Genomic DNA, 23,008 nt, shown 5'->3' with positions numbered 1-23,008 from the left:
AGGGAGCAGAGGCCCGAATCAATGGTGTAGCTGGCTACACTGCCCGGCCGCCTTTGTGGACGGAGAATGTGACGATGCGGCGGGCATGGTTCGCGACGACGTACCTGGTGACCGGCGGGGCCACAGCGGTGGCGTCGGCGGTCGCGATCGGCGCGCTCGCCGGGGCACTTGGCCTGAGCCTCCTCGCGGTGGGCGTCGCACTGCTGCCGTCGGCCGTGCGTGGCCTCCGTTCGCTCGCTCGCCTTGAGCGACGCCGCGCAGACCGGCTGCTGGGCAGGGCGGCTCCGGCCGAGCCTCGGGTGCCGTGCGCCAGTCGGGCCGCCTGGCTGCGCGTCGCCGCTGCCGATCCGGCCACCTACCGAAGTGCGGTCTGGCTGACGGTGCACGCAATCGCCGGTGTGCCGCTCGCTGTCGGTGTGCTGCTGCTCTGGCTATTCGCGCTGGGTGGGTTGATCGTGCCGCTGATGTGGTGGGCCGTGCCGGTCGAGGCACCGCTCACCTTCGTCGTGCCGATCCGCAGCTGGGCGCAGGCGCTGCTGGTGCCGCCCCTGCTCGGGCTCGCCGCGCTGGCACTTCTCCGGTGGGCCGTCCCGGCCTGTGCCGTGGCGTACGCCCGGGCGGCGCGGGTGTCGTTCGCGCCGTCGTCGCGGAGCCGGTTGGAGCGGCGAGTCACAGAGCTCACCGCCACCCGGGCCGGCGCACTCGACGCCCACGCCGCGGAGCTACGGCGGATCGAGCGCGACCTGCACGACGGCACCCAGGCACGGTTGGTGGCGATCGCCATCCAGCTCGGCGTCGCGCAACGTCAACGGGCGACTGACCCGGCGCTGGCGGACCAACTGGTCGAACGGGCGCGGACCAGCGTCGAGGCAGCGCTGACCGAGCTGCGCGCCGTGGTGCGGGGCATCTACCCGCCGATTCTGGCCGACCGGGGGCTGCCCGGCGCGGTGCACGCGCTCGCCGCCGACTGTCCGGTGCCGCTCACGGTCCGGGTCACCCCGCTGCAACGACTGCCGGCGGCGTTGGAGAGCGCGGCGTACTTCGTCGTGGCGGAAGCGCTGGCCAACATCACCCGGCACAGCAGGGCCACCGGTGGTGACCTGCAGGTGGAGCACCGGGCGGGTCAGTTGGTGGTCAACGTGACCGACGACGGCATCGGCGGCGCACAGTCGTCGACCGGCACCGGCCTGACCGGCATCCGGCGCCGGGTCGCGGCACTGGATGGCACTGTCGAGCTGAGCAGCCCGGTCGGCGGGCCGACCGTGCTACGGGTGGAGTTGCCGTGCGCGTCCTGATCGCCGAAGACAACGTCCTGCTCCAGGAAGGGCTCAACCTGCTGCTCAGCACCGCCGGCTTCGAGGTGACGGCTGCGGTCGACACACCGGACGACATCATCGCCGCAATCGATCGACAGCGGCCCGACATCGCAATCATGGACATCCGACTGCCGCCGTCGTTCCGCGATGAGGGGCTGCGCACCGCGTTGACCGCCCGCCGGCTGCACCCCGGGCTGCCGGTGCTGCTGCTGTCCCAGTACGTCGAGCGTGCCTACGCGACCGAGCTGCTCACTGACGGGCAAGGCGGCGTCGGCTACCTGCTCAAGGACCGGGTGTCCCGGGTCGAGGAGTTCCTTGACGCCCTGCGTCGGGTCGCCGCCGGGGGCACCGTGCTGGACCCGCAGGTCGTGGCCCAGCTCGTCACCGCCCGGCGCAATCCGCTCACCGGCCTCACCGCCCGGGAACGCGAGGTGCTCGCGCTGATGGCCGGAGGCAGCACCAACACGGGCATCGCCGCCCAGCTCGTGATCACCGAGCGCGCGGTGAGCAAGCACATCGGGAACATCTTCACGAAGCTCGACCTGCCACCCGACGGCGACGTGCACCGCCGGGTCGCCGCCGTGCTCACCTTCCTGAAGGATCCGGGCCGATGAGCGGGCCGGATTCCCCGAGGGCCGGCCCGCTCCTGCCGGCGACCGCATCAGCGCCCGAGCGACCGCCAGAAGTCGTACGAGTGGGCCGCCGCGAAGTCCGTCCTGACCGATCCGCCGCCACCGGTGAACACCCGCACGTACGGGGCGTCGGGACGCAGACGAGGCCAGCCCGCCCGGCCCGTCCGGGCGAAGTCGCTCCAGGTACGGACCATCTCGTCGGAGAGCCGCCGCTGGGTCGGCGTAAGCGCCTCGGCATAGTCGACCGTGAACAGGTACGGCAGCTCCGCGCAGTGGTACGCGCCGGTGGCGAACGTCGGTTCGGGTCCCTCGGTAAAGAACGGCGCGTCCTCGTCCGCGAACTCGTACATGAAGGTCGACACCCGTCGCGCGAATGCCAACGCGGCGGAGTAGACCGGCTCGGCGTACTCGTGATCGGTCAGCACGGCGCCCAACGTCGCGCTGGCGGGATGTGCGCGGTCGCGCGGATAGCGGCTCAGCACCTCGTCCGCGTGGAAACCGAACATGGCCCGCACCTGTTCGCGGTACTGATCATCGGTGAGCGGGCACGACTCCGGCACGGACGACGGCTCCGGCTCGGACGACGGCACGGACGACGGCACGGGCACGGACGACGGCACGGGCGACGGCTCTTGCCGCGAGAGTGCCGTCCCCGGTGGCGACGAGGGCGCCGGGCAGTTGAGCCCCACCCGTTCCATCCCCCACACCGCGAGCCGGGACTCGTCCCGGTTCATCCCGGTCAATACCGGCACCCGGTGCAGCCTCCCTGTGGTCAGCGCTTCGGCCGGGTCCACCGGCAACGTGTGGCCGTCGACGACCGGGCCGAGGTCGACACCCGCGCCGGGATAGCCGGCCGTCTCGATCAACCGGGCTGGGGTACGTCCGCGCAGGCAGGCGGCGACCGCGGCCGGATCGGTGCAGCCGATCCTCCGAGCGAACTCCTCTGCCGCCGCGATCGCCTCAGCCCGGGTCTGGACCGGGTTGGCGCACGAGTTGCTCTGCATGATCGCGCGATGGAACAGGCCAGCGGAGCCCGGCGCGGCGAGCTGCGCGCAGACGCTCGTCGCCCCGGCGGACTGGCCGAACAGGGTGACGTTGCCCGGGTCTCCGCCGAAGGCCGCCGCGTTGCGCCGTACCCAGCGCAGCGCGGCCTGCTGATCCTGCAACCCGAAGTTGCCTGTGATTCCGTCCCGACCGGCCAACGCCGGATGCGCCAGGAAGCCGAGCGCGCCGAGCCGGTAGTTCACCGTGACGACGATGACGTCACCACCGGCCGCCAGCCGCTGCCCGCCGTACCCGTCGCCGCTACCGAACCGGAAGTCGCCGCCGTGCAACCAGACCAGGACCGGTCGAGCCGTTCGTGCGGAGGAGCGCGGGGTGGTGACGTTCAGGTAAAGGCAGTCCTCGGCTCTCGACGGCGCGTCCATCGGCAGCCCTTGCAGTTGGGCGCAGGCGGCACCGGGCCGAGTCGCGTCACGTACTCCGGTCCAGGTCGGACCGGGCTGTGGCGGTGCCCAGCGCAACGTCCCCAGCGGCGGGCGCCCGTACGGAATGCCCTGGAACGAGCGGTGGTCCGCCGCGACGGTCCCCCGCACCGCGCCTTGGTCGGTCCGCACGACGGCCGCGCCATGCCGGTCGGCCGCGACGGCGGCCGGACCGACGGCCATCGCCGGCGCGAGAATCGCGGCGGCGCCCAACGCGACCACCCACCGGGGGTACGGGATGCTGGTCATGACTCTCCCCATTCGTCGGTGCCGGTACGGCGTACGCACCCGGCTGCGCTGAGCATGTCGAGCTGGCAACAACCCGGCCAGGGAGCTCTAGTACGCCGTGACAGGAAGGGCGCGACCAGCCACGGGGGCGTCGGCCGGTGTTCTAGTGCGCTACGGTCACCGCAAGGCTGACGGGAGGCGACCGTGGCGGAGATCGACGAGACCGCTCCCCCTTATCTGCGCATCGTCGGGGAGTTGCGGCGGCGCATCATGGCGGGCGAGTTGGGCCCGGGCGACCGGGTGCCTTCCACTCGGCAGATCGTCCGGGAGTGGGGCGTCGCCATGGCGACTGCCAGCCGTGCCCTCACCGCGCTGCGGCAGGAGGGTCTGGTGCGGGCGGTGCCAGGTGTGGGCATGGTGGTGACCGGCGCAGAGCCGACCACGCCGATTCGGGGCGCGCTGGCCGGCGGTCGGCGGGTTCCCGCCCAGGGGCTGACCCGCGACCAGGTGGTGCGGACCGCTATGGAGGTCGCCGATGCCGAGGGGTTGTCGGCGCTGAGCATGCGGCGCATCGCAACCGAGCTGGACGTCCCCACGATGTCGCTGTATCGGCAGGTCCGGGCTAAGGAGCAGCTTCTCGTGCTGATGGCGGACGCGGCCTTCGCCGCGCATCGGCTGCCGCGCACGTTCCCGCCCGGATGGCGCGCCCAACTGGAGTTGCTCTGCCGGCTCCAGTGGTCGATCTACCGGCGACATCCCTGGCTGGCCCAGGTCATCTCGCTGACCCGCCCGCTGATGGCACCGCACGCCGTCGCGCACACCGAATGGGCGCTGCGCGCGCTCTCCGGGCGTGGTCTGGGTCAACACAACCAACTCCACCTGGTCGCTGCACTGGCCAACCATGTTCGCGGGACGGCGGTCAACCTGGAACGGGAGGCCGAGGCGGAGCAGGACACCGGCCTGACCGACGACGAGTGGATGGCGGCCCAGGCCGACGTGTTGGGCGGCCTCCTCGCGGCGGGCGAGTTTCCTCATCTGGCCCGGCTCACCCGGACAGCGGTCGACCTCAATGTCGAAAGTCTTTTCGAATTCGGTCTGCAACGTTTGCTCGACGGCGTGGAACAGCTACTAGAGCAATGACCGGTTACGCCACTTTAATGCCTGTTTATGCAACTATGAGTCGCTGAAGCGCTACCACCCATCGAGCTGTCCGAGGAGATCATGGCGACGCTTGCCCACAGTGGCGCATCTCGGAAGGTCACGGGGGTGGCCCGGGTAGCCACCGCCCTGACTCTGGTCGCCGCGACCACCGTCCTGGCCGTCCTGGCCGGACCACGCAGCGCGAGCGCCGCCGAGCCGCCGGTGCCGCTGGGCACGGCCGCGAACTTCGCGATCCTCGCCGGCACGACTGTCACCAACACCGGGCCCAGCATGGTCACCGGTGACCTCGGCGTGAGCCCAGGCACCGCCGTGACCGGCTTCCCTCCCGGTCAATTGAACGGGGCGATCCACTCCAACGACGGCCCTGCCGTGCAGGCCCAGAGCGATCTCGTCATCGCCTACAACGACGCGGTCTCGCGGACGACCACGGACATCGTTGACAGTGAACTCGCCGGCACCACCAAGACCACCGGCGTGTACGAATCCGCCGCGGGCACGTTCACCATCGGCGGGGATCTGAACCTCGACGCGGAGGGTGACCCGAACGCGGTCTTCATCTTCAAGACCACCAGCACCCTCATCACGGGCGCGTCGAGCACTGTGAACCTGCTCAACGGCGCCCAGTCGTGCAACGTCTTCTGGCAGGTGGGAAGCTCCGTCACGCTCGGTGCCAACTCCCTGTTTCGCGGCAACCTCCTCACCTTCACCTCGATCACGGTCGGCGCGGCGCTCGAGGTGGACGGCCGGGCGATGGCGATCAACGGCGCGGTCACCATGGACACGGACACGGTCACAAGGTCGACCTGCGCGGAGCCGGGAGAGTTGTCGATCAGCGCGCCGGAGACGGCCGATCTGGGCAGCGCCAGCCTGGGCGGAGTCGCGTCGGGCAATCTGGGACCGGTCACGGTGACTGATGAGCGTCTTCTGTCGGAGCCGACCTGGACCGCCACCGTCGTCGCGACGGACTTCGTCACCAGCGGCGTCCCGGTTCACACGATCTCCAACACCAACGCCTCCTACTGGTCGGGCCCGGCCACCGCAACCAGCGGTATCGGCACCTTCACCTCAGGCCAACCCACCTCGGGAGATGCAGAGATCATCAATGTCGAGCGCACGGCGTTCACTCTGGCCGACGGCGTCGGCAACAACTCGGCCACCTGGGATCCCGTGGTCTCGGTCCAGATCCCCCTGACGGCCGTCGCGGGTGTCTACACCGGAACGATCACGTTCTCGGTCGCCTGAAGGCTGCCGCCGACGGCTGCTCGAACGAGGACGCCCAGGCCGGGTCCGCAGCCCGCTCAGGCAGCCGCGCCCCGGACGCGGCGGCGAAACCGGCGAGTGCGATCTCCGCCGCCTGGCGCAGGTCCTCCCTGCTGACCCCGGCGGCGGCATGCACCGCCTGCCCCTCCGTGACGATCATGACGAAGCGGGCGAGCGCGACCGGATCGGCGTGCGCGGGTAGGTCGCCTTCGGCGACGGCGCGGGCGAACCGGTCGGCGAGGGCACCTTCACCGGCCAGGCGGCTGGTGGCGAGGAACCCGGCGACCGGCGCGTTCTCCGTGGCGCAGGCGACACCACCCTGGATCGACAGACAACCGAGCGGTCGGTCGGGCCGGGTAACGGCGATCACGTTCCCGCGTAGCAGGGTGGCAACCACCTCGTACGCGGTCGGTTGGGTGAAAGCGTCCCGCGCGTACTCCATGTCTTTTTCGGCGTAGCGGGCCACGGCCTTGCGGAACAACTCCTCCTTGCCGCCGAAGGCGGCGTAGAGGCTGGGCTTGTTGATCCCCATGGCCTCGGTGAGGTCGGTCACCGAGGCGCCTTCGTACCCCTGGCGCCAGAACACCTCCGCCGCGCGCTCCAGCGCCTCGTCGGCGTCGAAGCCCCGCGGTCGCCCTCGCTGCGGCACAGCCCACCCCCTTTCCCCGCACATCCTAGCGGCGACAAAACCGATCGGTACAGAAATTTGCGGACCCGGTCGGCGGTTGCTACGGTCGGTTACGGACCGCCCGGTACAGAACTTGCTGGAGGCCCGGCCGGCCGCACACCGCCACACCCCAACAGAGGAGATCCATCGTGGGACAGCTCGACGGCAAGACCGCCCTCGTCACCGGGGGCACCACGGGCATCGGCCTGGCCGCCGCCCGCCGCTTCGCCGCCGAAGGCGCCTACGTCTTCGTCACCGGCCGCCGCAAGGGCCCGCTGGACGAGGCCGTGGCCAGCATCGGCGCCAACGCCACAGGCATCGCCAGCGACGTCAGCAAGCTCGACGACCTGGACCGGGTGATGCGGGCGATCGAGGAGCGGGGCGCCGGGCTGGACGTGGTGTTCGCCAACGCCGGCGGTGGGGAGTTCCGTCCGCTCGACTCGATCACGGTCGAGCACGTCGCCAACACCTTCGACACCAACATCTACGGCACCATCTTCACCGTGCAGAAGGCCCTACCCCTGCTCAACGAGGGCGCCTCGATCGTGCTGACCGGCTCGACGGCCGCCAGCAACGGCACCCCTGCGTTCAGCGTCTACGCCGCGTCCAAGGCAGCCATCCGCTCGTTCGGCCGCACCTGGGCCGCCGAGCTGATCGGCCGGAAGATCCGGGTCAACACCCTGATCCCCGGCTCGACCGAGACCCCCGGGCTCGCGGGCCTCGCGCCCAGCCCCGCGGAGGCCCCCGGGCTGCTGAAGGCCATCGCCTCGGGCGTGCCCATGCAGCGCATGGCGCACCCGGACGAGATCGCCAACGCGGCGCTCTTCCTCGCCTCCGACCAGAGCAGCTTCATGACCGGCGGCGAGATCTTCGTCGACGGTGGCGAGCAACAGCTCTGACGCGAAAACGCCCGGTCGATCCTCGCGGATCGACCGGGCGTTTCTGCATTTCATGAGCGGTGGCGGAGGGATTTGAACCCTCGGAGGGCGTTAACCCTCACACGCTTTCGAGGCGTGCTCCTTAGGCCGCTCGGACACGCCACCGCCGACGAGGGTACAGGACCGCCGGTTCCGACGCCGAACCGGTATCGCCCGGGCCGGCCTGGCAGGATCTTTGCCATGAGTACGCACATCGGCGCGAAGCCGGGCGAGATCGCCGAGCGGGTCCTGATGCCGGGTGACCCCCTGCGGGCCAAGTGGATCGCGGAGACCTACCTCGAGGGCGCTACCTGCTACTCGACGGTTCGGGGCATGCTGGGTTTCACCGGCCGCTGGAACGGCGTCGAGGTTTCCGTCCAGGGCTCCGGCATGGGCATGCCGTCGGCCTCCATCTACGCCCACGAGTTGATCAACGAGTACGGCGTGAAGACGCTGATCCGGGTCGGCTCCTGTGGTGCCCTCAGCACGGACCTGCAACTGCGGGACGTGGTGGCGGCGATCGGATCGTCCACCGACTCGAACATGAACCGGATGCGCTTCGACGGGTTGATCGACTACGCCCCGGTGGCCGACTTCGGGCTGCTGCGTACGTCGGTCGAGGTGGCCGAGCGGCGCGGCATCACCATGCACGTCGGGCCGATCCTGGCGGCGGACGCCTTCTACACCGACCGGCCGGACCTTTACGACACCCTCGCCGACTACGGCGTGCTGGCGGTGGAGATGGAGTCGGCGGCGCTCTACACGATCGCCGCCCGGTTCAAGGCCCGCGCGCTGACCGTGTTGACCGTCAGCGACCACATCAAGACCGGTGAGAAGACCACCTCGGAGGAGCGCGAGCAGACCTTCAGCCAGATGGTCGAGATCGCCCTCGACACGATCATCGCCTGAGCCGTCTCCGGCCAGGCGGGCAACACCGCGGAGAGCGTGATGACTGTGGGGCATCAAGATGTCGCACAGTCATCACGCTCTTTGCAGCAGGCCCGCCTGGCCGGAGAAAGTCAGGCGGCGGCCAGGGCCTCGGTCGGCGCGAGGCGGGCGGCGCGCACGGCGGGGTAGAGGCCCGCGAAGCCGCCGATGACCACTGTCGCGCCCACCCCGCCGAGCATCGCCCAGGCCGGCACCACTGTCGGCCAGTTCTGCGACAGCGCGTAGCCCGAGGTGACCACGATGCCCAGCACCACCCCACCGATCCCGCCGAACGCGGAGAGCAGCAGTGACTCGGTGAGGAACTGGGTCCGTACCTGACCGCGGGTTGCTCCGAGTGACCGGCGCAGGCCGATCTCGGCTCGGCGCTCCAGCACCGAGATCACCATGGTGTTCGCCACGCCGACCCCACCGACCAGCAGGGCGACCGCGCCCAGCCCCAGCAACAGCCCGGTGAACGCGTCGTCGGTGGCCTCGGCGGCGGCCAGCGCGTCCGAGGGCCGGGACACCTCGACCTCGTTCGGCGCCTCCGGGTTGGTCGTCGCGCCGAGCACCGACCGGACCGCCTCGACCTGAGACTCCTGCGCGCGGGTGTAGACGGTGGTCGGGTGGCCGTCGAAGCCCAGGTATTCGGTCGCCGCCGGCCAGCCGATCAACGCCGAGGTGTCCAGTTCCGGGGCGAGTGGTGCGGCGGCGAGGGTGCCGACCACTGTGAACGGCCGCCCACCCAACCACACCTGCACCTGTGGGTCCGCCGTGATGATCCCGAGCCGCTGCGCAGCGGTGGCGCCGAGCACGACCGCCGGGTAGCGGGCGGTCGCATCGTTGAGCCAGGTGCCGGTGGCCACCTCCGCCCCCACGGTGCCGAGCAGGTCCAGCCGGGCCGCCTGGGTGGCGATGCCACCGGTCTCCGCCGCCGGGATCCGGTCCGAGCGGTACACCTTGGCGTCGGAGACCTGCCCGGTGGCGGACACCTCGGTCACCGGGCCGATCCGCCCGATCATCGCGATCGACTCCTCGGGCAGTTGCGCGTCCGCACCGAACAGGGTGCTGCCCGGCGCGACGGTGAGCAGGTTGGTGCCGAGCGCGTCGAGCGCCCGGTCCAGCTCGGCACGGGACGACGAGGAGATGCCGACTACCGCGATCATCGCGGCGATGCCGATCGCGATGCCCAACGCGGAGAGGAACGCCCTTAGCGGACGGGTCCGCAGCCCCACCCCGCCGACTCGCAGGACGTCCGCCGGTCCCAGTCGGGCCGGGGTCAGCGTCGCCATCAGCCGACCCCGCCCGACGAGAGGGCCGAGTCGTGCCGCACCGCGCCGTCGCGCATCCGCACCTGCCGGGGCAGGCTTCCCGCGATCTCCCGGTCATGGGTGATCACCACGACGGTGGTGCCGGCCCGGTGCAGATCGTGCAGCAGCTCCAACACCCCGGCACCGGAGTGGGAGTCGAGGTTGCCGGTCGGCTCGTCGGCCAGCAGCACCGCCGGCTCGCCGACCACCGCGCGTGCCACGGCCACCCGCTGCCGTTCCCCGCCGGACAGCTCGTGCGGCCGGTGCCCCAACCGGTGGCCCAGGCCAACCCGGACCAACGCGGCCTCCGCGCGGTCGCGCCGCCGCCGCAGCGGTACGCCGGAGTAGAGCAAGCCGTCGGCCACGTTGTCCACGACCGGGACGCCGGGCGCGAGGTGGAACTGCTGGAACACGAAGCCGATCCGGGTGGCCCGCAACGCGGACAGCTCCCGGTCGGTCAGCTTCGCCGCGTCGTACCCGTCGATGAGGACGCTGCCCGACGACGGCCGGTCCAGGGTGCCGATCAGGTGCAGCATTGTCGACTTGCCCGATCCGGACGGGCCGACGATCGCGACCAACTCGCCGTGGCCGATCCTCAGCGACACGTCGTCCAACGCGACGACGCCGCCGGCGTACCGCTTGCTGACCCGATCGAGCACGATCACCTCGTCGCTCATGTCGGCACCACAACCGTCGTGCCCTCGGTGATGCCCGTACCGGTGACCTCCACCCGGCCGTCGGCGAACAACCCGGTGGTCACGGCGAGGACCCGGCTCGCGCCGTCTTCGGCGACCTGGACGCCGTAGCCGCCCTCGGCCAGCGCCAACAGCGCCGCCACCGGCACGGTGAGCACGTCGCGGCGCTCCGAGACGGTGAACGTGACATCCGCGCTGGCCTGGTCGAAGTCGGTGAGGGCCTTCGGGTCGGTCACCGCGACGGTCACCTCGATCTTCGTCTCGGCGTCGTCGGACTGCCCGTTGGCGCCAGCGGCGGCGGCCTGGACGACCGTCTCGACAGTGCTGATGGTGCCCGCCACCGTCCGGCCGTCCGGCAGCCGCACGGTGACCTTCGCGTCGCGCTTGGCCAACCGCTGGTCGTCCACGTCCAACTCGACGGTGACGACCCGGCTGGTGCCGGTGTAGGTCAGCACCGCCTGGCCGGGCTTTGTGAGATCGCCGACGTCGGCCTGCTGGCCCTCCACCCGGACCTCCCGGTCGGCGTACACGATCCGCCCCGGCTCGACCCGACCGGTCTCGGTCAGACCCAGGTCCTCCTGCCACTCCCGGACGGCGTCCGCGGTGGCGCCGGTGTACTCGTCGTCGACAGTGAACCCGCTGTAGCCCAGCGCGTCGAGGTTCCGCTCGAACTGCGCGACGTCGGCACCCTCCACCCCGGGGGCGAGGGTCCGGTACGCGGGCAACCCGCCGTAGAGCAGCACCACCTCCTCGTTGTCGACCAGGTAGAGCGCCTTGCCCCGTCGTACCGTCGACCCGGTCGCCGCCAGCGCGGTGACCGTGCCGCTGAGTTTCGCCGTGGCGGTACGCGTCGTGCCGTACCCCAGCTCGCCGTCCGCGGTCTCCGAGTCGGCGAGGGTCTGCCGGGTGACAGTGGCGGTGGAGGGTGGCACGCTGCCGGCCTGGGCGCGGCCCCCGTCGGCGCCGCCCCCGAAACCCACCGCGGCGATCACGCCCACCGCGGCGACCAGCAGAACGACGCCTCCGGTGACGGCGGCGCGCAGCCGCGAGCGTCGGATGGCGCCGGTCACCGGCCACCGCCGAACTGCGGCGCGTGCTGCCGGCACTTCTCCAGCGCGGCCTTCATGGCCGGATCGCTGATGTCGATGGCGTTGCCCCCCGTCCCGATCCGGACCCGCCCGTCGGCGTCCGGGTCCGGGAAGTCCGGCACCCCGTTCTCCCGCATGCACTTGGCCAGCGTGCGCATCTGCTCGGCCTGTTCGGGGTTGAGCTGCGGTCCCTGCCCGCCGTTGGGCAGCTTGTCCTGGCACTTCTCCATGGCCGCCTGGACCTTCTGCTGATCCACGTCCGCGCCGAACCGGAAGCCGGGACGACCGCCCGCCTCCGGGTCGGGCATGTCCACCCCGTTCTCCCGCATGCACCTGGCGAAGGCGAGTTGCCGGTCCGAGTCACTGACCGGCGTGCCGCTCGCCGTGGCCCCGGCCTTCGCCCCACCGGCGGTCGCTACCCCGCCGTCGTCGTCGCCTCCCGCGCCGCACCCGGACAGCGCCAGGGCGAGCAGGACGGGGATCGCAAGCATCTGTCGTCGCATGGTGTCCGCTTCCGCTCAGGTCCGACGCGGTTCGCCGAACGTGACACCCAGTGCACGGCAACGGACGTATCTGCGGCGTTACCGTCGGCGGTTATGCCGCCGTTACCGCACCCCGAGCACCATGGAGGGGTGAGAGTGCTGGTGGTCGAGGACGAGAACGTGCTGGCGGACGCCATCGCCGAGTGGCTGCGTCGGGAGTCGTTCGCCGTCGACGTGGCGTACGACGGGGACGCCGCGCTGGAACGGCTCGGCGTCAACGAGTACGCAGTGGTGGTCCTGGACCGGGACCTGCCTGTGGTGCACGGCGACGACGTGTGCCGGGCGATCGTGGACGCGGGTGGGGAGACCCGGGTGCTGATGCTGACCGCGTCGGCGGCGGTCCGGGAGCGGGTGGCGGGGCTGGCGCTGGGCGCCGACGACTACCTGACCAAGCCGTTCGCCCTGGTCGAGCTGTCGGCCCGGGTGCACGCGCTGACTCGCCGGTCCCGCCCGGCGGCGCCGCCGACGCTGCGTCGCGCCGGCATTCAGCTCGACCCGGCCCGACACGAGGTACGCCGGGACGACAGGCACGTGGCGCTGTCCCGCAAGGAGTTCGCGGTGCTGGCCGAGCTGCTGCGCGCCGACGGCGCGGTGGTCTCCGCCGAGGAGCTGCTGGAACGCGCGTGGGACGAGCACATCGACCCGTTCACCAACGTGGTCCGGGTGACAGTCATGAAGCTGCGCCGCAAACTCGGCGACCCGCCGGTGATCGAGACGGTCCCCGGGGCGGGGTACCAGATCCGATGAAACGCCTGACGATCCGCGCCCGGCTCACCCTCATCTACGGCGGGCTCTTCCTGTTGGCCGGCGTGGTCCTGCTCGCCGTCACGTACGTGCTCGTGGATCAGCGGATGCCGCAGCCGTTCGGGGTGAAACTGCGCGACCTGCCGAAGACCTCCCTCACGACGCCCAGCGGGCAGAACGTCGACGACATCCGCGCCCTGTTGCAGGAGGTGCAGGACGAGGCGAAGCGCAACGCGTTGGAGTCGTTGCTCACCCAGGGCGGCATCGCGTTGATCGTGGTGTCGACGGTGGCGATCGCGTTCGGCTGGCTGCTCGCCGGTCGGGCGTTGCAGCCTCTGCACCAGATCACCGGCACGGCCCGCAGGATCGCCGGCGCGGACACCGCCGGCCGCGGTCTGCACGAGCGGATCGCGCTGACCGGCCCTCCCGACGAGGTACGCGAACTCGCCGACACGTTCGACGAGATGCTGGAGCGGCTGGACCGTTCCTTCGACGGGCAGCGCCGTTTCGTGGCGAACGCCTCGCACGAGCTGCGTACCCCGTTGGCGCTCAACCGCGCCCTGGTGGAGCTGGCGATCACCCGCCCGGACGCGTCGGCCGAGACCCGGCGACTTGGCGAGTCGCTGCTGGCGGTCAACGAACGCCATGAGCGGCTGATCGACGGCCTGCTGACCCTGGCCGACTCGGAGAACGAGCTGACCGAACGTACGCCTGTCGACCTGGCCGAGGTCTGCGCGCACACGACCGACCAGGCCGGGAAGCAGGCCCCCGGCGTGCGGGTACGGCGGGCGCTGGCCCCGGCGCCGACCAGCGGCGATCTGGTGCTGTTGGAGCGGCTCACGTTCAACCTGGTGGAGAACGCGCTGCGGCACAACCTGCCCGCCGACGGTTGGGTGGAGGTGCGCACCGGGCTGGTCGACGGCCGTCCCACCCTCACTGTGACAAACACCGGCCCGGTCATCCCCGGCTACGACGTCGAGCCGATTTTCGAGCCGTTCCGCCGGCTGTCACGCGAGCGGGTGGCTGGGGCACGGGGCTTCGGGTTGGGGCTGTCCATCGTCCGCGCGGTGGCGCGGGCCCACGGCGGCACCGCCGAGGCGCAGCCCCGCCCGGGCGGCGGTCTGATCGTCACTGTCACTCTGCCGCCGGCCTGACCGGCGGCCGGCCTCAGCGGAAGAACGCGCGCAGGACGGCGGCGGTCTCGGCCTCCAGCACCCCGCCGTAGACCTCGGGGCGGTGGTTGAGCCGACGGTCCCGCAGCACGTCCCAGAGCGACCCGGCCGCGCCGGTCTTGGGCTCCCACGCGCCGAACACGACTGTGGAGACCCGGGCCAACACCAGCGCCCCGGCGCACATGGTGCACGGTTCCAAGGTGACGACCAGGGTGCAGCCGTCCAACCGCCACCGGCCGGTGCGCTCGGCGCCTCGGCGCAGGGCCAGCACCTCGGCGTGGGCGGTGGGGTCGCCGGTCAGCTCCCGCTCGTTGCGTCCGGTGGCCAACTCGGTGCCGTCCGGCCCGTAGAGCACCGCCCCCACCGGCACGTCGTCGACGTCGGTACTGACGGCGTCGTCGACGGGCGGACCGGCGACGGCGATCTCCAGGGCGCGGCGCATCCACAGCTCGTGCCGCTGCCGTCGGCCGACCTCACCCGGGTCGGCGAGGCCCTCGTGGGCGCCGGGTCCGGCGCGGCCCACCGCACCGGGGGTCGGCTGTCCCGGCCGGATCGACTCCAGAGACGGATCGGTGGCGTCGGCCGGCTCAGACCTCACGCAGCTCCTCGACCTCGTCGGCGCAGCCGAGCACCTGGCAGATCTCGGAGGTGACGTCCGCCGGCATCATCCCCTCGTGCGTGCACAGGGTCAGCAGCTTCTGCGCGGAGATGCCCAGGTTGGCCAGCAGGTCGGCGTCACCGACCGGGTCGGCCTCCGGGTCGACGACGGGCTGCTCGCTCTCCTCGTCACCGGTGCTCACCGGGCGTGGCTCGTCGTCACCGTCGAGCCCGGTGACCGAGGTCTTCAGGTCACCGACCAGCAGCGACCCGAGCTGCGATTCCTCGGCGTACGCGGAGTCCGAACCGAACACCCGCAGGTCCTCGCCCTCGTCGAGGCGCAGGATCACCAGGTACAAGTCGTCGGCCTCGACGAAGAGCAGCGACACGTCGGCCTCCAGGTCGACGTCCCGCAGCCGGTCGGCAACCTCGTCGATGTCGGTGGCGCCACGCAGGCTGACCTCGGCGGCGGTCCAGCCACTGTCGTCGCGCACCACGGCCGCAGCGAAGTACGACACGGTCCCCCCAATAGCCCTCGACACAGCGTCGACTCGTTACGCGTGCACGTTAGCCGGTCGAGTCGGCAGGCGACCCGTCAACGCCCCGAAGGACGGGTCATTCCTGACAAAGTCGGATCAGCCGACGACTCGACGGCGGGTGGCGATGAGCTGGCGCAGACGCTCGGTGCGCTGCCGCTGCGGCCGGCTGCGCTGGCGGACCGCCCGGGCGCCCGCCAACTCCGCCAGCAACTGCAGGCGACGGCGACTGCGATCGGGATCCTGCCGGGGAGTGGTCCAGGCCATAGCCCCGAGCGTGCCGAGTCTGGGCGGCCACGTCAAGACGGCGTTCGCTACGCAGCCAACCGGGCACACGGTGCAGTCAACGAGTGCCTTTTCGGGGCCTGTCCGTGCCGGTCACCACAGCGGCCAGTCACCACCGGTCGCCCAGCGGACCGCCACCACGGCGGCGGCGATGCTCCAGCCACCCGCCGTGACGATGGCGACGCCGGTGGCCACCCCTCGGTCGCCGTAGCGGACCAACACCAGGGCGGTGACCCAGGCCAACAGGCCGGCGATGACCGTCCACCACGCGTAGCTGGCCACGTCGGTGCCGAGCAGGCCGAACAGCAGCAGCCAACCGGCCGCCGTGCCGCCGCCGGCGGCGACACCACCGCCGGTGATCGGGTGCGGTTCACGGTAGGTGGGCCGGGTCGGTGGCCCGGAGGGGAAGAGACCCGACGGGGTACGCGGCACCGGGCGGGCGGCACCGAAATCCGGGCCAGGTTCGGGTCGGGCAATGGTCACCGTCGCTGCCCTCCCTCACGCGTGCCGCTCGTACCCACGGTACCGGCTCTGCCAGGATGACCGGATGTCCTCGCCGACGATCAGCCGCCGCGCTCGTCCGGCGTACCCGGTCCTGCTGCTCCTCGCCCCGGTGCTGGCCGCCGGCTGCGCGACCACCCGGCCGGGGGTGCCCGACGGCGCCGCGCCGACGCCACCGGCGGTCTGGGCGACCGCCGACCAGCCGACGTCGCAGTCGCCCACGCCCACACCGACGGCGACCGACCCGAGCCCGCCGGCGCCGTCGTCGGCCCGGCCGTCGGCGACGGCACCCCGCACCGGGCTGAAGCACGTCTTTCCGGTACGTACCGACAACGTCGACTACCACCCGACCCACGGGGCGTACCCGGGGACGGACCTCTTCGCCGACTGCGGCGAGCCGTTCGTGGCGGTGACCGACGGGACGGTGCTGGAGGTGAGCCGGGTCGACAGGTACCGCAAGCGCGGGCCACAGGGCCCGGACAACGGCGGCCTGTCGGTCTCCCTGCTCGGCGACGACGGGGTGCGCTACTACGGCTCGCACCTGAGCGTCGTGTCCAGCGGCGTCGACGTCGGGGTGCGGGTCCGCGCCGGGCAGCAGCTCGGCAAGGTGGGCCGCACCGGCAACGCGAACAACGTCTGCCACGTGCACTTCGGCATCTCGCCGGCGTGCACCGGCAAGGACGGCTGGTGGATCCGGCGCGGGGTGATCTGGCCGGCGCGTTACCTGGACTCCTGGCGGCGCGGCGGCAATCGCGAACCGGCCGCCGAGGTCATCGCGTGGCAACGCAAGCACGGCTGCCCGAAGGCGCCCTGATCATGGTTGACGCGAGAGATCCCATCGCCGATCTGCGCCGGATCGCGTTCCTCCTGGAGCGCGCCAACGAGGCCACCTACCGGGTACGCGCGTTCCGGTCGGCGGCGAAGGCACTGGCCGGCCTGTCTGCGGCCGAGCTGGCCGAACGGGCCGGCAACGGCACGCTCACCGAGCTGGCCGGGGTCGGTGACGTCACGGCTCGCTGCGTGGCGGAGTCCCTCGCCGGTGAGGAGCCGGTCTACCTCCGCCGGCTGGTGGCGACCGAGGGCAGCGACCTGGACGCCGAGGCCACGGCGCTGCGCGCCGCCCTGCGCGGCGACTGCCACACCCACTCGGACTGGTCCGACGGCGGCTCGCCCATTGAGGAAATGGCGCTGGCCGCTGTGGAGTTGGGCCACGAGTACCTGGTGCTGACCGACCACTCGCCCCGGCTGACGGTGGCCCGAGGGCTGACCGCGGAACGGCTGCGCCGGCAGCTCGACCACGTGGCGCAGGTCAACGCGGCGCTGCCCGAGGGTTTCCGGATCCTCACCGGGATCGAGGTGGACATCCTCGCCGACGGCTCCCTGGATCAGGACGACGACCTGCTGGCGCGACTCGACGTGGTGGTCGGGTCGGTGCACAGCGGCCTGAAGGACGAACGGTCGAAGATGACCCGGCGCATGCTGAAGGCTGTCGCCAACCCGCACCTGGACATCCTCGGCCACGTCACCGGCCGGATGGTGTCGTCCCGCCCCGCCGGGGTGACCGGTCCGGGCGATCGGGGGCACCGCGCGCGTACCCGGGCGGAGAGCGACTTCGACGCGGACGCCGTCTTCGCCGCCTGCGCCGAGCACGACACCGCCGTCGAGATCAACTCTCGCCCGGAGCGGCAGGACCCCCCGAAGCGCCTGATCCGCCGGGCGCTGGAGGCCGGCTGCCAGTTCGCCATCAACACGGATGCGCACGCGCCCGGCCAACTCGACTGGCAACGCTTCGGCTGCGAACGCGCCGCCCTCTGCGGCGTCCCCGCCGACCGTGTGATCAACACCTGGTCGGCAGAACAACTGGTGGCCTGGACGCACCACCGCCCCTGACCAGCTGTCAGCGGCGGGCGAGTTCGGCGGTGGGTGTGGCGGGTGCGCCGACGCCGACGACCGGGCTGGTCCGGCGGCGGCCGAACATGCCCTGCGAGACCGCGACCCCGAGCAGCACGATCAGCGCGCCGACCGGTTGGTGCCAGTTGAGTCGTTCGTCGAGCGCCACGGCACCGATCAGCACCGCGAAGATCGGGATCAGGTACGTGACCGTGGACGCGGTGCTCGCCCCGGCCAGCCGGATGTTGCGCATGTTGATCACGAACGCGAGGCCGGTGCCGAGCGCGCCGAGGGTCAGCACACTTGCCACCACCCCCGTCGACAGCTCGGTGGGCAGCGGCGGCAGGCCCGCGACGAAGGGGGTGACGATGGCCAGCTGCGCGGCGGCGAGCAGCAGTTGCGCGGTGGAGAGCGACAGACCCGAGTACGCGCTGCCGGCGACGAACCGCTTCTGGTACGGGATGGCCAGGCCGTAGCAGGCCGCCGCACCGAAGCACATGAGCTGCCCGGTGAAGTGCGCCCCGCCGATGCCCTCCCAGACCCCCAACACCACAAGCACCCCGACGAAGCCCAGCCCGAGCCCGATCGCACGGCGCACTGTGAGCCGCTCGGTGCGGAAGACCAGCACGGCCAGCGGCAGCACGATCAACGGCGTGGTGGCGTTCCAGATGCCGGCCAGCATCGACTCGACCCGCTGCTCGCCGTAACCGAAGAGGGTGAACGGCACGGCCACGCCGAAGGCGGCGACGACGGTCAGGTGCGCCCAGACCCGGGGTTCGCGGGGCAGCCGGTCGCGCAGCACGGCGAGCACCACCAGCAAGGTCAACGCGCCGGCGACGACCCGGTAGAGGGTGAGTTGAACCGGGTGCAGCTCGGCCACCCCGACCTTGATGAAGAGGAAGCTGGAACCCCAGATCGCGGCGAGGGCGACGAAGCCGGGCAGCCAGGCGCGGACCGGCGCTCTGTCAGGAGTGGTATCGGTGGTCACCCCTGACACTCTGCCGCATCCGTACGACAAAGTCGCGCGCCTTTCACCCGTCGCGCCGTGCCCGAACCCGCAGGTCCAACACGGCAAACGTGGGCGACAACGGGGTGGGGTGGTCACGTAGGGTCGCAGCGTGGGACGAATTGATGAACTCGCCAACCGCTACGTGGCCGAGTGGGCGCCGTTGAGCCCCACCGGCGCGACCTTCGTCGGCATCGCCGGCCATGACGACCAGCTCGACGATCTCTCGCCCGACGGCTACGCGGCGCGCGCGGACCTCACCCGCCGGACCCTCGCGGGGCTGGAGGTGACCGAGCCGGAGACCGAATCGGAACGGACCGCCAAGGAGGCCATGCAGGAACGGCTCGGCCTGGACCTCGCCCGGTACGACGCCGGCGAGGTGACCAGCGAGGTCAGCGTGATCACCAGCGGGCTGCACGAGATTCGCATGGTGTTCGACCTGATGCCCGCCGCGACCAGCGACGATCAGGCCAACATCGCCGCCCGGCTCAACGGCTTCGGCGCCGCCCTGGAGGGCTACAAGACCACGCTGCGTGAGGCGCTCGCCGCCGGTGAGGTCAGCTCGAAGGTGCAGCTGGTCGAGGTGGCCAAGCAGTGCGACATCTGGGTCGACCCGACCGGGGACAACTTCTTCCACGGGCTGGTCGAGCGGCTCGGGGCCGAGGGCACGCTCGGCTCGGAACTGCGTCGGGGTGCGGCGGCGGCGACCGCGGCGACCGCGGAGTTCGGCCAGTTCCTGCGTACCGAGCTGGCCCCGCACGGGCGGGACAAGCAGGCCGCCGGCCGGGAGCGCTACGAGCTCGCCTCGCAGTACTTCCTCGGCGCCAAGATCGACCTGGACGAAACCTACGCGTGGGGCTTCGCGGAGCTGGCCCGCCTGGAGGCGGAAATGCGGGTCGTGGCGGGGCGCATCTCCGGCTCCGGTGCCACCGTCGACGAGGCCGTGGCCACGTTGGACGCCGACCCGGCCCGGACCATCCAGGGCAAGGAGGCGTTCCGGGACTGGATGCAGACGCTGGCCGACAAGGCGATCACCGAGCTGGACGGCACCCACTTCGACATCCCGGAGCAGGTCCGCCGCATCGAGTGCTGCCTCGCCCCGACCAGCGACGGCGCCATCTACTACACCGGCCCGAGTGAGGACTTCTCCCGTCCGGGTCGGATGTGGTGGGCGGTGCCGCAGGGCATCAGCGACTTCTCCACCTGGCGGGAGGTGACCACGGTCTACCACGAGGGCGTGCCGGGTCACCATCTCCAGGTGGCGCAGACCGCCGTCCGGGCCGACCTGCTCAACCGCTGGCAGCGGCTGCTCTGCTGGGTCTCCGGGCACGGCGAGGGCTGGGCGCTCTACTCGGAGCGGCTGATGGACGAGCTGGGTTACCTGGAGGATCCGGGCGACAAGCTGGGCATGCTCGACGGCCAGGCGATGCGCGCGGCACGGGTGATCGTGGACATCGGCATGCACCTGGAGCTGGAGATCCCGAAGGACAATCCCTTCGGCTTCCACCCGGGCGAGCGGTGGACGCCCGAGCTGGGCTGGGAGTTCATGCGGGCGCACTGCCGGGTCCCGGACGAGAACCTGCGCTTCGAGCTGAACCGCTACCTGGGTTGGCCGGGGCAGGCGCCGTCGTACAAGGTGGGTGAGCGGATCTGGCTCCAGGCCCGCGAGGACGCCAAGGCCCGCAAGGGCGCCGATTTCGACCTGCGGGAGTTCCACCGGCAGGCGTTGGACCTGGGCGCGCTGGGTCTCGACCCGCTGCGCCGGGCGCTCGCCCGGCTCTGACCCACTGACGGCTCCGGGCACCGACGGTACGAGTCGTCGGTGCCCGGAGCCGTCGGGCGGATGAGGTCGCGGAGAGCCGTTCGGCTCATCCTCTCGTCCGAACATCCAGGCGATCCTGGAGACAGCAGGACCCCGCTGAAAGGCCCGAGGTCCTAGGGTTTCGGCGTGCATCTGAACGACGTGCGACGCGACTGGACCAAGCTCGGAGCTGAAGATCCACTCTGGGCCGTACTCGTTGAGCCCGGCAAACGCGGCGGACGGTGGGACGTCGGGGAGTTCCTGGCCACCGGCCGCACCGACGTCGAGGAGACGTCCGGCCAACTTCGCCAACTCGGCCTGCCCACCCGCTGGGAGCGGGTGCTCGACTTCGGCTGCGGCGTCGGGCGACTGTCGCAGGCACTCGCCCCACACGCGGACGAGGTCGTCGGTGTGGACATCGCTCCGACCATGCTGGAGGCCGCCCGACGCCTGAACCGGAGCGCCGAGAACATCCGGTTCGTCCTCAATGACGCACCGGACCTGAGCCAGTTCCCCGACGGCCACTTCGACCTGGTCTACAGCGCCCTGGTGTTGCAACACCTGCCGCGCCCCGCCATCGATCACTATCTGGCCGAGTTCCTGCGCGTGTTGCGGCCAGGCGGCATCGCCGTCGTGGGGTTGCCAACCGAGCCGGGGCGTACGGCCAGGGGCATCGTCTGGCATCTGGCGCCGTCCCGCCTGATCAGCTGGGCACAGTGCCACCTGCTCAATTACCCGGCGCCGATGAAGATGACTGTCGTCCCGCACGCCGACATGGTGCGGCTCATGGCCGCACACGACGGGGAGATCGTCGGGCAGTGGCGCGATCTGCTGTACAGCGAAGACTGGGTCTGCACCCGGTACGCGGTACGCCGGGCAGGGCGTCCGAGGCAGGAGCCGCTTCACGACTGAGGGGTGGCCCGCATCGCGGCCCACCCCTCGGTCGTGTTTTCTGTCGTACCCGTTAGCGCTGCTCCACCTCGCCGTGCGCCGGGCGCTGGGTCGGCACCGTCGGGTCCTCGGACTTCCAGTTCGTCGACGCCGGCGGGATCTCGTCGGTCAGTGGACCGGCTGGGGGCTCGGTCCTGGGCTGCTCGGCGGTCTCCGCGTCGCGTACGGGTTCCTGGTCCACCCGGGTTTGAGTCGGGTCGGTGCCGGGTGCCACAGCCGCGTCGGCGCGGTGCCGGGCGGCACCGTCGTTGGTCCGCGTCACCAGCCATACGCCGATGACGAGGGCGATCAGACCAAGGACACCGGCGGCGATCGGGCCCCAGAAACTGATCAGGCCGATCTTGAAGCGGTTGTCCTTGGCCGTCTCGACACTGCGGCTGACCGTGTCGTCGTTGTAGTTGAAGTCCGCGTCCAGCAGCACCGTGGCGGTGCCGGTGTCCGGGCGCAACTCCTTGTTCTGCTGTTCCCGGACGTTCACGTAGGAGCCCGTCACCGGGTCGACCCAGAGCGTACGGGTGTTGCTGTAGACGATCTGACCGCTGGTGGCGCCGGGGGCGAACCTGCCGAGCAGCGGCTTGAGGCTCGCCTCCGGGGTGTTCAGCACCTCGTTCTCGATTCGCTGCTCGAAGCGGTACGCCTCGATGCCCTTGATCTTTTCGGTGCCGACGAACTTCGCCGGGACGGCCCGCTTCAGGTCACGGTCGAAAACCTGGTAGTCCCGCTTGTCGGTGCCGAACGGGAACTTGTAGATCTGGCCGGAGTAACTCACGTTCCCGACCGGAGTCTGCTCAGCACCGCTCTCGTTGAGCCACTGCTCCTTCCACGGAGCGGCCGCGCCGGAAATCCGGTAGAGAGCCAGCTCGGTGCTGTATTGGCTGACCGCATCCGGGGTGTCGGCACGCCTGACGGTCTGGTAGACGTCCCAGATCACCGCGTCGCCCTTGAGTTCCGTGGGTAGCCGGTCCCTCGTGTCGTCCGGCTGAGGAATGACCTCGACGCTGGAGACGAGATCACCTTGCAGGACCTCGATGCTCACCGATTCGTCGACGCGAGTGATCTTCAGGAACTTCGCGTTCTTTGCCTCTGCGACGGACGTCGTTGGTTCAAGATCATAGGGGAGCTTGGTCACGGAGGGGGCCACATAGAACGGCAGCCCAGCCGCGAAGACCAGCAACAAAACACCGAGCCCGAAGAGCGCGGCGCCCACGCGAAGCTTCACTCATCCTCCTGTAACCTGCCGCCCTACGACATGTTGTCCGGGGCACCCGATCCTTAACATGGCGGGAGGTTACTCCCCG

Annotated in this window: 23 protein-coding genes, 1 tRNA gene and 1 pseudogene; 12 read left to right on the top strand and 13 right to left on the bottom strand. The window is 71.0% G+C overall.

Translation table 11 applies throughout. The annotated features are described in order from the left end of the window. The first annotated feature begins 74 nt into the window (after nucleotides 1-74). On the top strand, nucleotides 75-1,295 hold the full coding sequence (locus IW248_RS26400) for a sensor histidine kinase (protein WP_196929103.1): 1,221 nt from the start codon (nucleotides 75-77) through the stop codon (nucleotides 1,293-1,295). Further along, nucleotides 1,283-1,930 carry a response regulator gene (locus tag IW248_RS26395; protein WP_196929102.1) on the top strand — a complete coding sequence of 216 codons (648 nt, stop codon included), beginning with the start codon at nucleotides 1,283-1,285 and terminating at the stop codon, nucleotides 1,928-1,930. The genes IW248_RS26400 and IW248_RS26395 overlap by 13 nt, the downstream gene beginning before the upstream one ends. A gap of 47 nt (nucleotides 1,931-1,977) precedes the next feature. On the opposite strand, the gene IW248_RS26390 is transcribed toward IW248_RS26395, so the two are convergent. Beyond that, nucleotides 1,978-3,681 carry a carboxylesterase/lipase family protein gene (locus tag IW248_RS26390; protein ID WP_196929101.1) on the bottom strand — a complete coding sequence of 568 codons (1,704 nt, stop codon included), beginning with the start codon at nucleotides 3,679-3,681 and terminating at the stop codon, nucleotides 1,978-1,980. 183 nt (nucleotides 3,682-3,864) lie between these two features. Here IW248_RS26390 and IW248_RS26385 point away from each other — a divergent pair, with 183 nt between their 5' ends. Then, nucleotides 3,865-4,800, top strand: coding sequence for a TetR/AcrR family transcriptional regulator C-terminal domain-containing protein (locus IW248_RS26385; RefSeq protein ID WP_196929100.1), 936 nt, complete (start codon nucleotides 3,865-3,867; stop codon nucleotides 4,798-4,800). Between the two features lie 126 nt (nucleotides 4,801-4,926). Continuing rightward, on the top strand, nucleotides 4,927-6,063 hold the full coding sequence (locus tag IW248_RS26380; RefSeq protein WP_196929099.1) for an ice-binding family protein: 1,137 nt from the start codon (nucleotides 4,927-4,929) through the stop codon (nucleotides 6,061-6,063). On the opposite strand, the gene IW248_RS26375 is transcribed toward IW248_RS26380, so the two are convergent. Continuing rightward, a complete protein-coding gene (locus IW248_RS26375; protein ID WP_196929098.1) occupies nucleotides 6,044-6,730 on the bottom strand; it encodes a TetR/AcrR family transcriptional regulator in 687 nt (228 codons plus the stop codon). The genes IW248_RS26380 and IW248_RS26375 overlap by 20 nt on opposite strands. Nucleotides 6,731-6,897: 167 nt before the next feature. Here IW248_RS26375 and IW248_RS26370 point away from each other — a divergent pair, with 167 nt between their 5' ends. After that, on the top strand, nucleotides 6,898-7,647 hold the full coding sequence (locus tag IW248_RS26370) for an SDR family oxidoreductase (RefSeq protein ID WP_196929097.1): 750 nt from the start codon (nucleotides 6,898-6,900) through the stop codon (nucleotides 7,645-7,647). A gap of 57 nt (nucleotides 7,648-7,704) precedes the next feature. Here the strand turns inward: IW248_RS26370 and IW248_RS26365 are convergent. Further along, nucleotides 7,705-7,791 (bottom strand) — tRNA-Ser (locus IW248_RS26365). A 75-nt stretch (nucleotides 7,792-7,866) separates the two neighbouring features. On the opposite strand from IW248_RS26365, the gene deoD reads away from it, so the two are divergent. Then, a complete protein-coding gene (gene deoD / locus IW248_RS26360) occupies nucleotides 7,867-8,574 on the top strand; it encodes a purine-nucleoside phosphorylase (protein ID WP_074315244.1) in 708 nt (235 codons plus the stop codon). Between the two features lie 110 nt (nucleotides 8,575-8,684). Here the strand turns inward: deoD and IW248_RS26355 are convergent, their stop codons facing one another. Genes IW248_RS26355 through IW248_RS26340 form a run of 4 tightly spaced genes read right to left on the bottom strand, consistent with a single transcriptional unit; the run spans nucleotide 8,685 to nucleotide 12,176 of the window. Further along, nucleotides 8,685-9,884 (bottom strand): ABC transporter permease, encoded by a 1,200-nt coding sequence (locus IW248_RS26355; RefSeq protein ID WP_196929096.1) that lies wholly within the window; start codon nucleotides 9,882-9,884, stop codon nucleotides 8,685-8,687. Next, nucleotides 9,884-10,579: an ABC transporter ATP-binding protein gene (locus tag IW248_RS26350; protein ID WP_196929095.1), complete on the bottom strand. Its 696-nt coding sequence runs from the start codon at nucleotides 10,577-10,579 to the stop codon at nucleotides 9,884-9,886. The genes IW248_RS26355 and IW248_RS26350 overlap by 1 nt, the downstream gene beginning before the upstream one ends. Continuing rightward, a complete protein-coding gene (locus tag IW248_RS26345) occupies nucleotides 10,576-11,667 on the bottom strand; it encodes a peptidoglycan-binding protein (RefSeq protein ID WP_196929094.1) in 1,092 nt (363 codons plus the stop codon). Before IW248_RS26345 ends, IW248_RS26350 begins: the two co-directional genes overlap by 4 nt. After that, nucleotides 11,664-12,176 carry a hypothetical protein gene (locus tag IW248_RS26340; RefSeq protein ID WP_231396450.1) on the bottom strand — a complete coding sequence of 171 codons (513 nt, stop codon included), beginning with the start codon at nucleotides 12,174-12,176 and terminating at the stop codon, nucleotides 11,664-11,666. The genes IW248_RS26345 and IW248_RS26340 overlap by 4 nt, the downstream gene beginning before the upstream one ends. A gap of 141 nt (nucleotides 12,177-12,317) precedes the next feature. On the opposite strand from IW248_RS26340, the gene IW248_RS26335 reads away from it, so the two are divergent. Both IW248_RS26335 and IW248_RS26330 read left to right on the top strand, forming a co-directional pair. Then, entirely contained in the window at nucleotides 12,318-12,974 is a 657-nt protein-coding gene (locus tag IW248_RS26335) for a response regulator transcription factor (RefSeq protein ID WP_196929093.1), read from the top strand. Beyond that, nucleotides 12,971-14,125: a sensor histidine kinase gene (locus IW248_RS26330; RefSeq protein ID WP_196929092.1), complete on the top strand. Its 1,155-nt coding sequence runs from the start codon at nucleotides 12,971-12,973 to the stop codon at nucleotides 14,123-14,125. Before IW248_RS26335 ends, IW248_RS26330 begins: the two co-directional genes overlap by 4 nt. Nucleotides 14,126-14,138: 13 nt before the next feature. Here IW248_RS26330 and IW248_RS26325 read toward each other — a convergent pair whose 3' ends face one another. From IW248_RS26325 to IW248_RS26310, 4 genes are all read right to left on the bottom strand, one after another. After that, nucleotides 14,139-14,585 (bottom strand): nucleoside deaminase, encoded by a 447-nt coding sequence (locus IW248_RS26325; RefSeq protein WP_196930373.1) that lies wholly within the window; start codon nucleotides 14,583-14,585, stop codon nucleotides 14,139-14,141. A gap of 145 nt (nucleotides 14,586-14,730) precedes the next feature. Beyond that, nucleotides 14,731-15,258: a tRNA adenosine deaminase-associated protein gene (locus tag IW248_RS26320; RefSeq protein WP_196929091.1), complete on the bottom strand. Its 528-nt coding sequence runs from the start codon at nucleotides 15,256-15,258 to the stop codon at nucleotides 14,731-14,733. Between the two features lie 117 nt (nucleotides 15,259-15,375). Further along, nucleotides 15,376-15,543: a hypothetical protein gene (locus IW248_RS26315; protein WP_167493094.1), complete on the bottom strand. Its 168-nt coding sequence runs from the start codon at nucleotides 15,541-15,543 to the stop codon at nucleotides 15,376-15,378. Nucleotides 15,544-15,654: 111 nt separating this feature from the next. Continuing rightward, nucleotides 15,655-16,044: a hypothetical protein gene (locus tag IW248_RS26310; protein WP_196929090.1), complete on the bottom strand. Its 390-nt coding sequence runs from the start codon at nucleotides 16,042-16,044 to the stop codon at nucleotides 15,655-15,657. 64 nt (nucleotides 16,045-16,108) lie between these two features. Between IW248_RS26310 and IW248_RS26305 the strand changes: the two genes are divergently transcribed. Beyond that, on the top strand, nucleotides 16,109-16,876 hold the full coding sequence (locus tag IW248_RS26305) for a M23 family metallopeptidase (RefSeq protein ID WP_196929089.1): 768 nt from the start codon (nucleotides 16,109-16,111) through the stop codon (nucleotides 16,874-16,876). 2 nt (nucleotides 16,877-16,878) lie between these two features. Then, nucleotides 16,879-17,952: a PHP domain-containing protein gene (locus tag IW248_RS26300; protein ID WP_196929088.1), complete on the top strand. Its 1,074-nt coding sequence runs from the start codon at nucleotides 16,879-16,881 to the stop codon at nucleotides 17,950-17,952. Here the strand turns inward: IW248_RS26300 and IW248_RS26295 are convergent. Beyond that, nucleotides 17,835-18,940, bottom strand: a pseudogene (locus IW248_RS26295) (DMT family transporter); the annotation flags it as partial. The gene IW248_RS26300 and the pseudogene IW248_RS26295 sit on opposite strands and share 118 nt — an antisense overlap. 130 nt (nucleotides 18,941-19,070) lie before the next feature. On the opposite strand from IW248_RS26295, the gene IW248_RS26290 reads away from it, so the two are divergent. Both IW248_RS26290 and IW248_RS26285 read left to right on the top strand, forming a co-directional pair. Next, a complete protein-coding gene (locus IW248_RS26290; protein WP_196929086.1) occupies nucleotides 19,071-20,741 on the top strand; it encodes a DUF885 domain-containing protein in 1,671 nt (556 codons plus the stop codon). Nucleotides 20,742-20,906: 165 nt separating this feature from the next. After that, the gene (locus IW248_RS26285) at nucleotides 20,907-21,671 is read left to right on the top strand and encodes a class I SAM-dependent methyltransferase (RefSeq protein ID WP_196929085.1); all 765 of its coding nucleotides are present in this window, start codon (nucleotides 20,907-20,909) and stop codon (nucleotides 21,669-21,671) included. Between the two features lie 52 nt (nucleotides 21,672-21,723). Here the strand turns inward: IW248_RS26285 and pgfA are convergent, their stop codons facing one another. Continuing rightward, nucleotides 21,724-22,929, bottom strand: a complete 1,206-nt coding sequence (gene pgfA / locus IW248_RS26280) for a cell envelope lipid trafficking protein PgfA (RefSeq protein WP_196929084.1) — start codon at nucleotides 22,927-22,929, stop codon at nucleotides 21,724-21,726. Between the last annotated feature and the right edge of the window lie 79 nt (nucleotides 22,930-23,008).

The organism is Micromonospora ureilytica, from assembly GCF_015751765.1.
Classification (GTDB): domain Bacteria; phylum Actinomycetota; class Actinomycetes; order Mycobacteriales; family Micromonosporaceae; genus Micromonospora; species Micromonospora ureilytica.
Note: the sequence above shows the minus strand (reverse complement) of the source record. Positions and strands in the feature narration are given on the sequence as shown.

Coding starts and splice junctions, on each gene's coding strand:
- IW248_RS26400 (WP_196929103.1), top strand. CDS start 75: ATGCGGCGGGCATGGTTCGCGACGACGTACCTGGTGACCGGCGGGGCC.
- IW248_RS26390 (WP_196929101.1), bottom strand. CDS start 3,681: ATGACCAGCATCCCGTACCCCCGGTGGGTGGTCGCGTTGGGCGCCGCC.
- deoD (WP_074315244.1), top strand. CDS start 7,867: ATGAGTACGCACATCGGCGCGAAGCCGGGCGAGATCGCCGAGCGGGTC.
- IW248_RS26355 (WP_196929096.1), bottom strand. CDS start 9,884: ATGGCGACGCTGACCCCGGCCCGACTGGGACCGGCGGACGTCCTGCGA.
- IW248_RS26350 (WP_196929095.1), bottom strand. CDS start 10,579: ATGAGCGACGAGGTGATCGTGCTCGATCGGGTCAGCAAGCGGTACGCC.
- IW248_RS26340 (WP_231396450.1), bottom strand. CDS start 12,176: ATGCTTGCGATCCCCGTCCTGCTCGCCCTGGCGCTGTCCGGGTGCGGC.
- IW248_RS26330 (WP_196929092.1), top strand. CDS start 12,971: ATGAAACGCCTGACGATCCGCGCCCGGCTCACCCTCATCTACGGCGGG.
- IW248_RS26325 (WP_196930373.1), bottom strand. CDS start 14,585: ATGCGCCGCGCCCTGGAGATCGCCGTCGCCGGTCCGCCCGTCGACGAC.
- IW248_RS26315 (WP_167493094.1), bottom strand. CDS start 15,543: ATGGCCTGGACCACTCCCCGGCAGGATCCCGATCGCAGTCGCCGTCGC.
- IW248_RS26305 (WP_196929089.1), top strand. CDS start 16,109: ATGTCCTCGCCGACGATCAGCCGCCGCGCTCGTCCGGCGTACCCGGTC.
- IW248_RS26300 (WP_196929088.1), top strand. CDS start 16,879: ATGGTTGACGCGAGAGATCCCATCGCCGATCTGCGCCGGATCGCGTTC.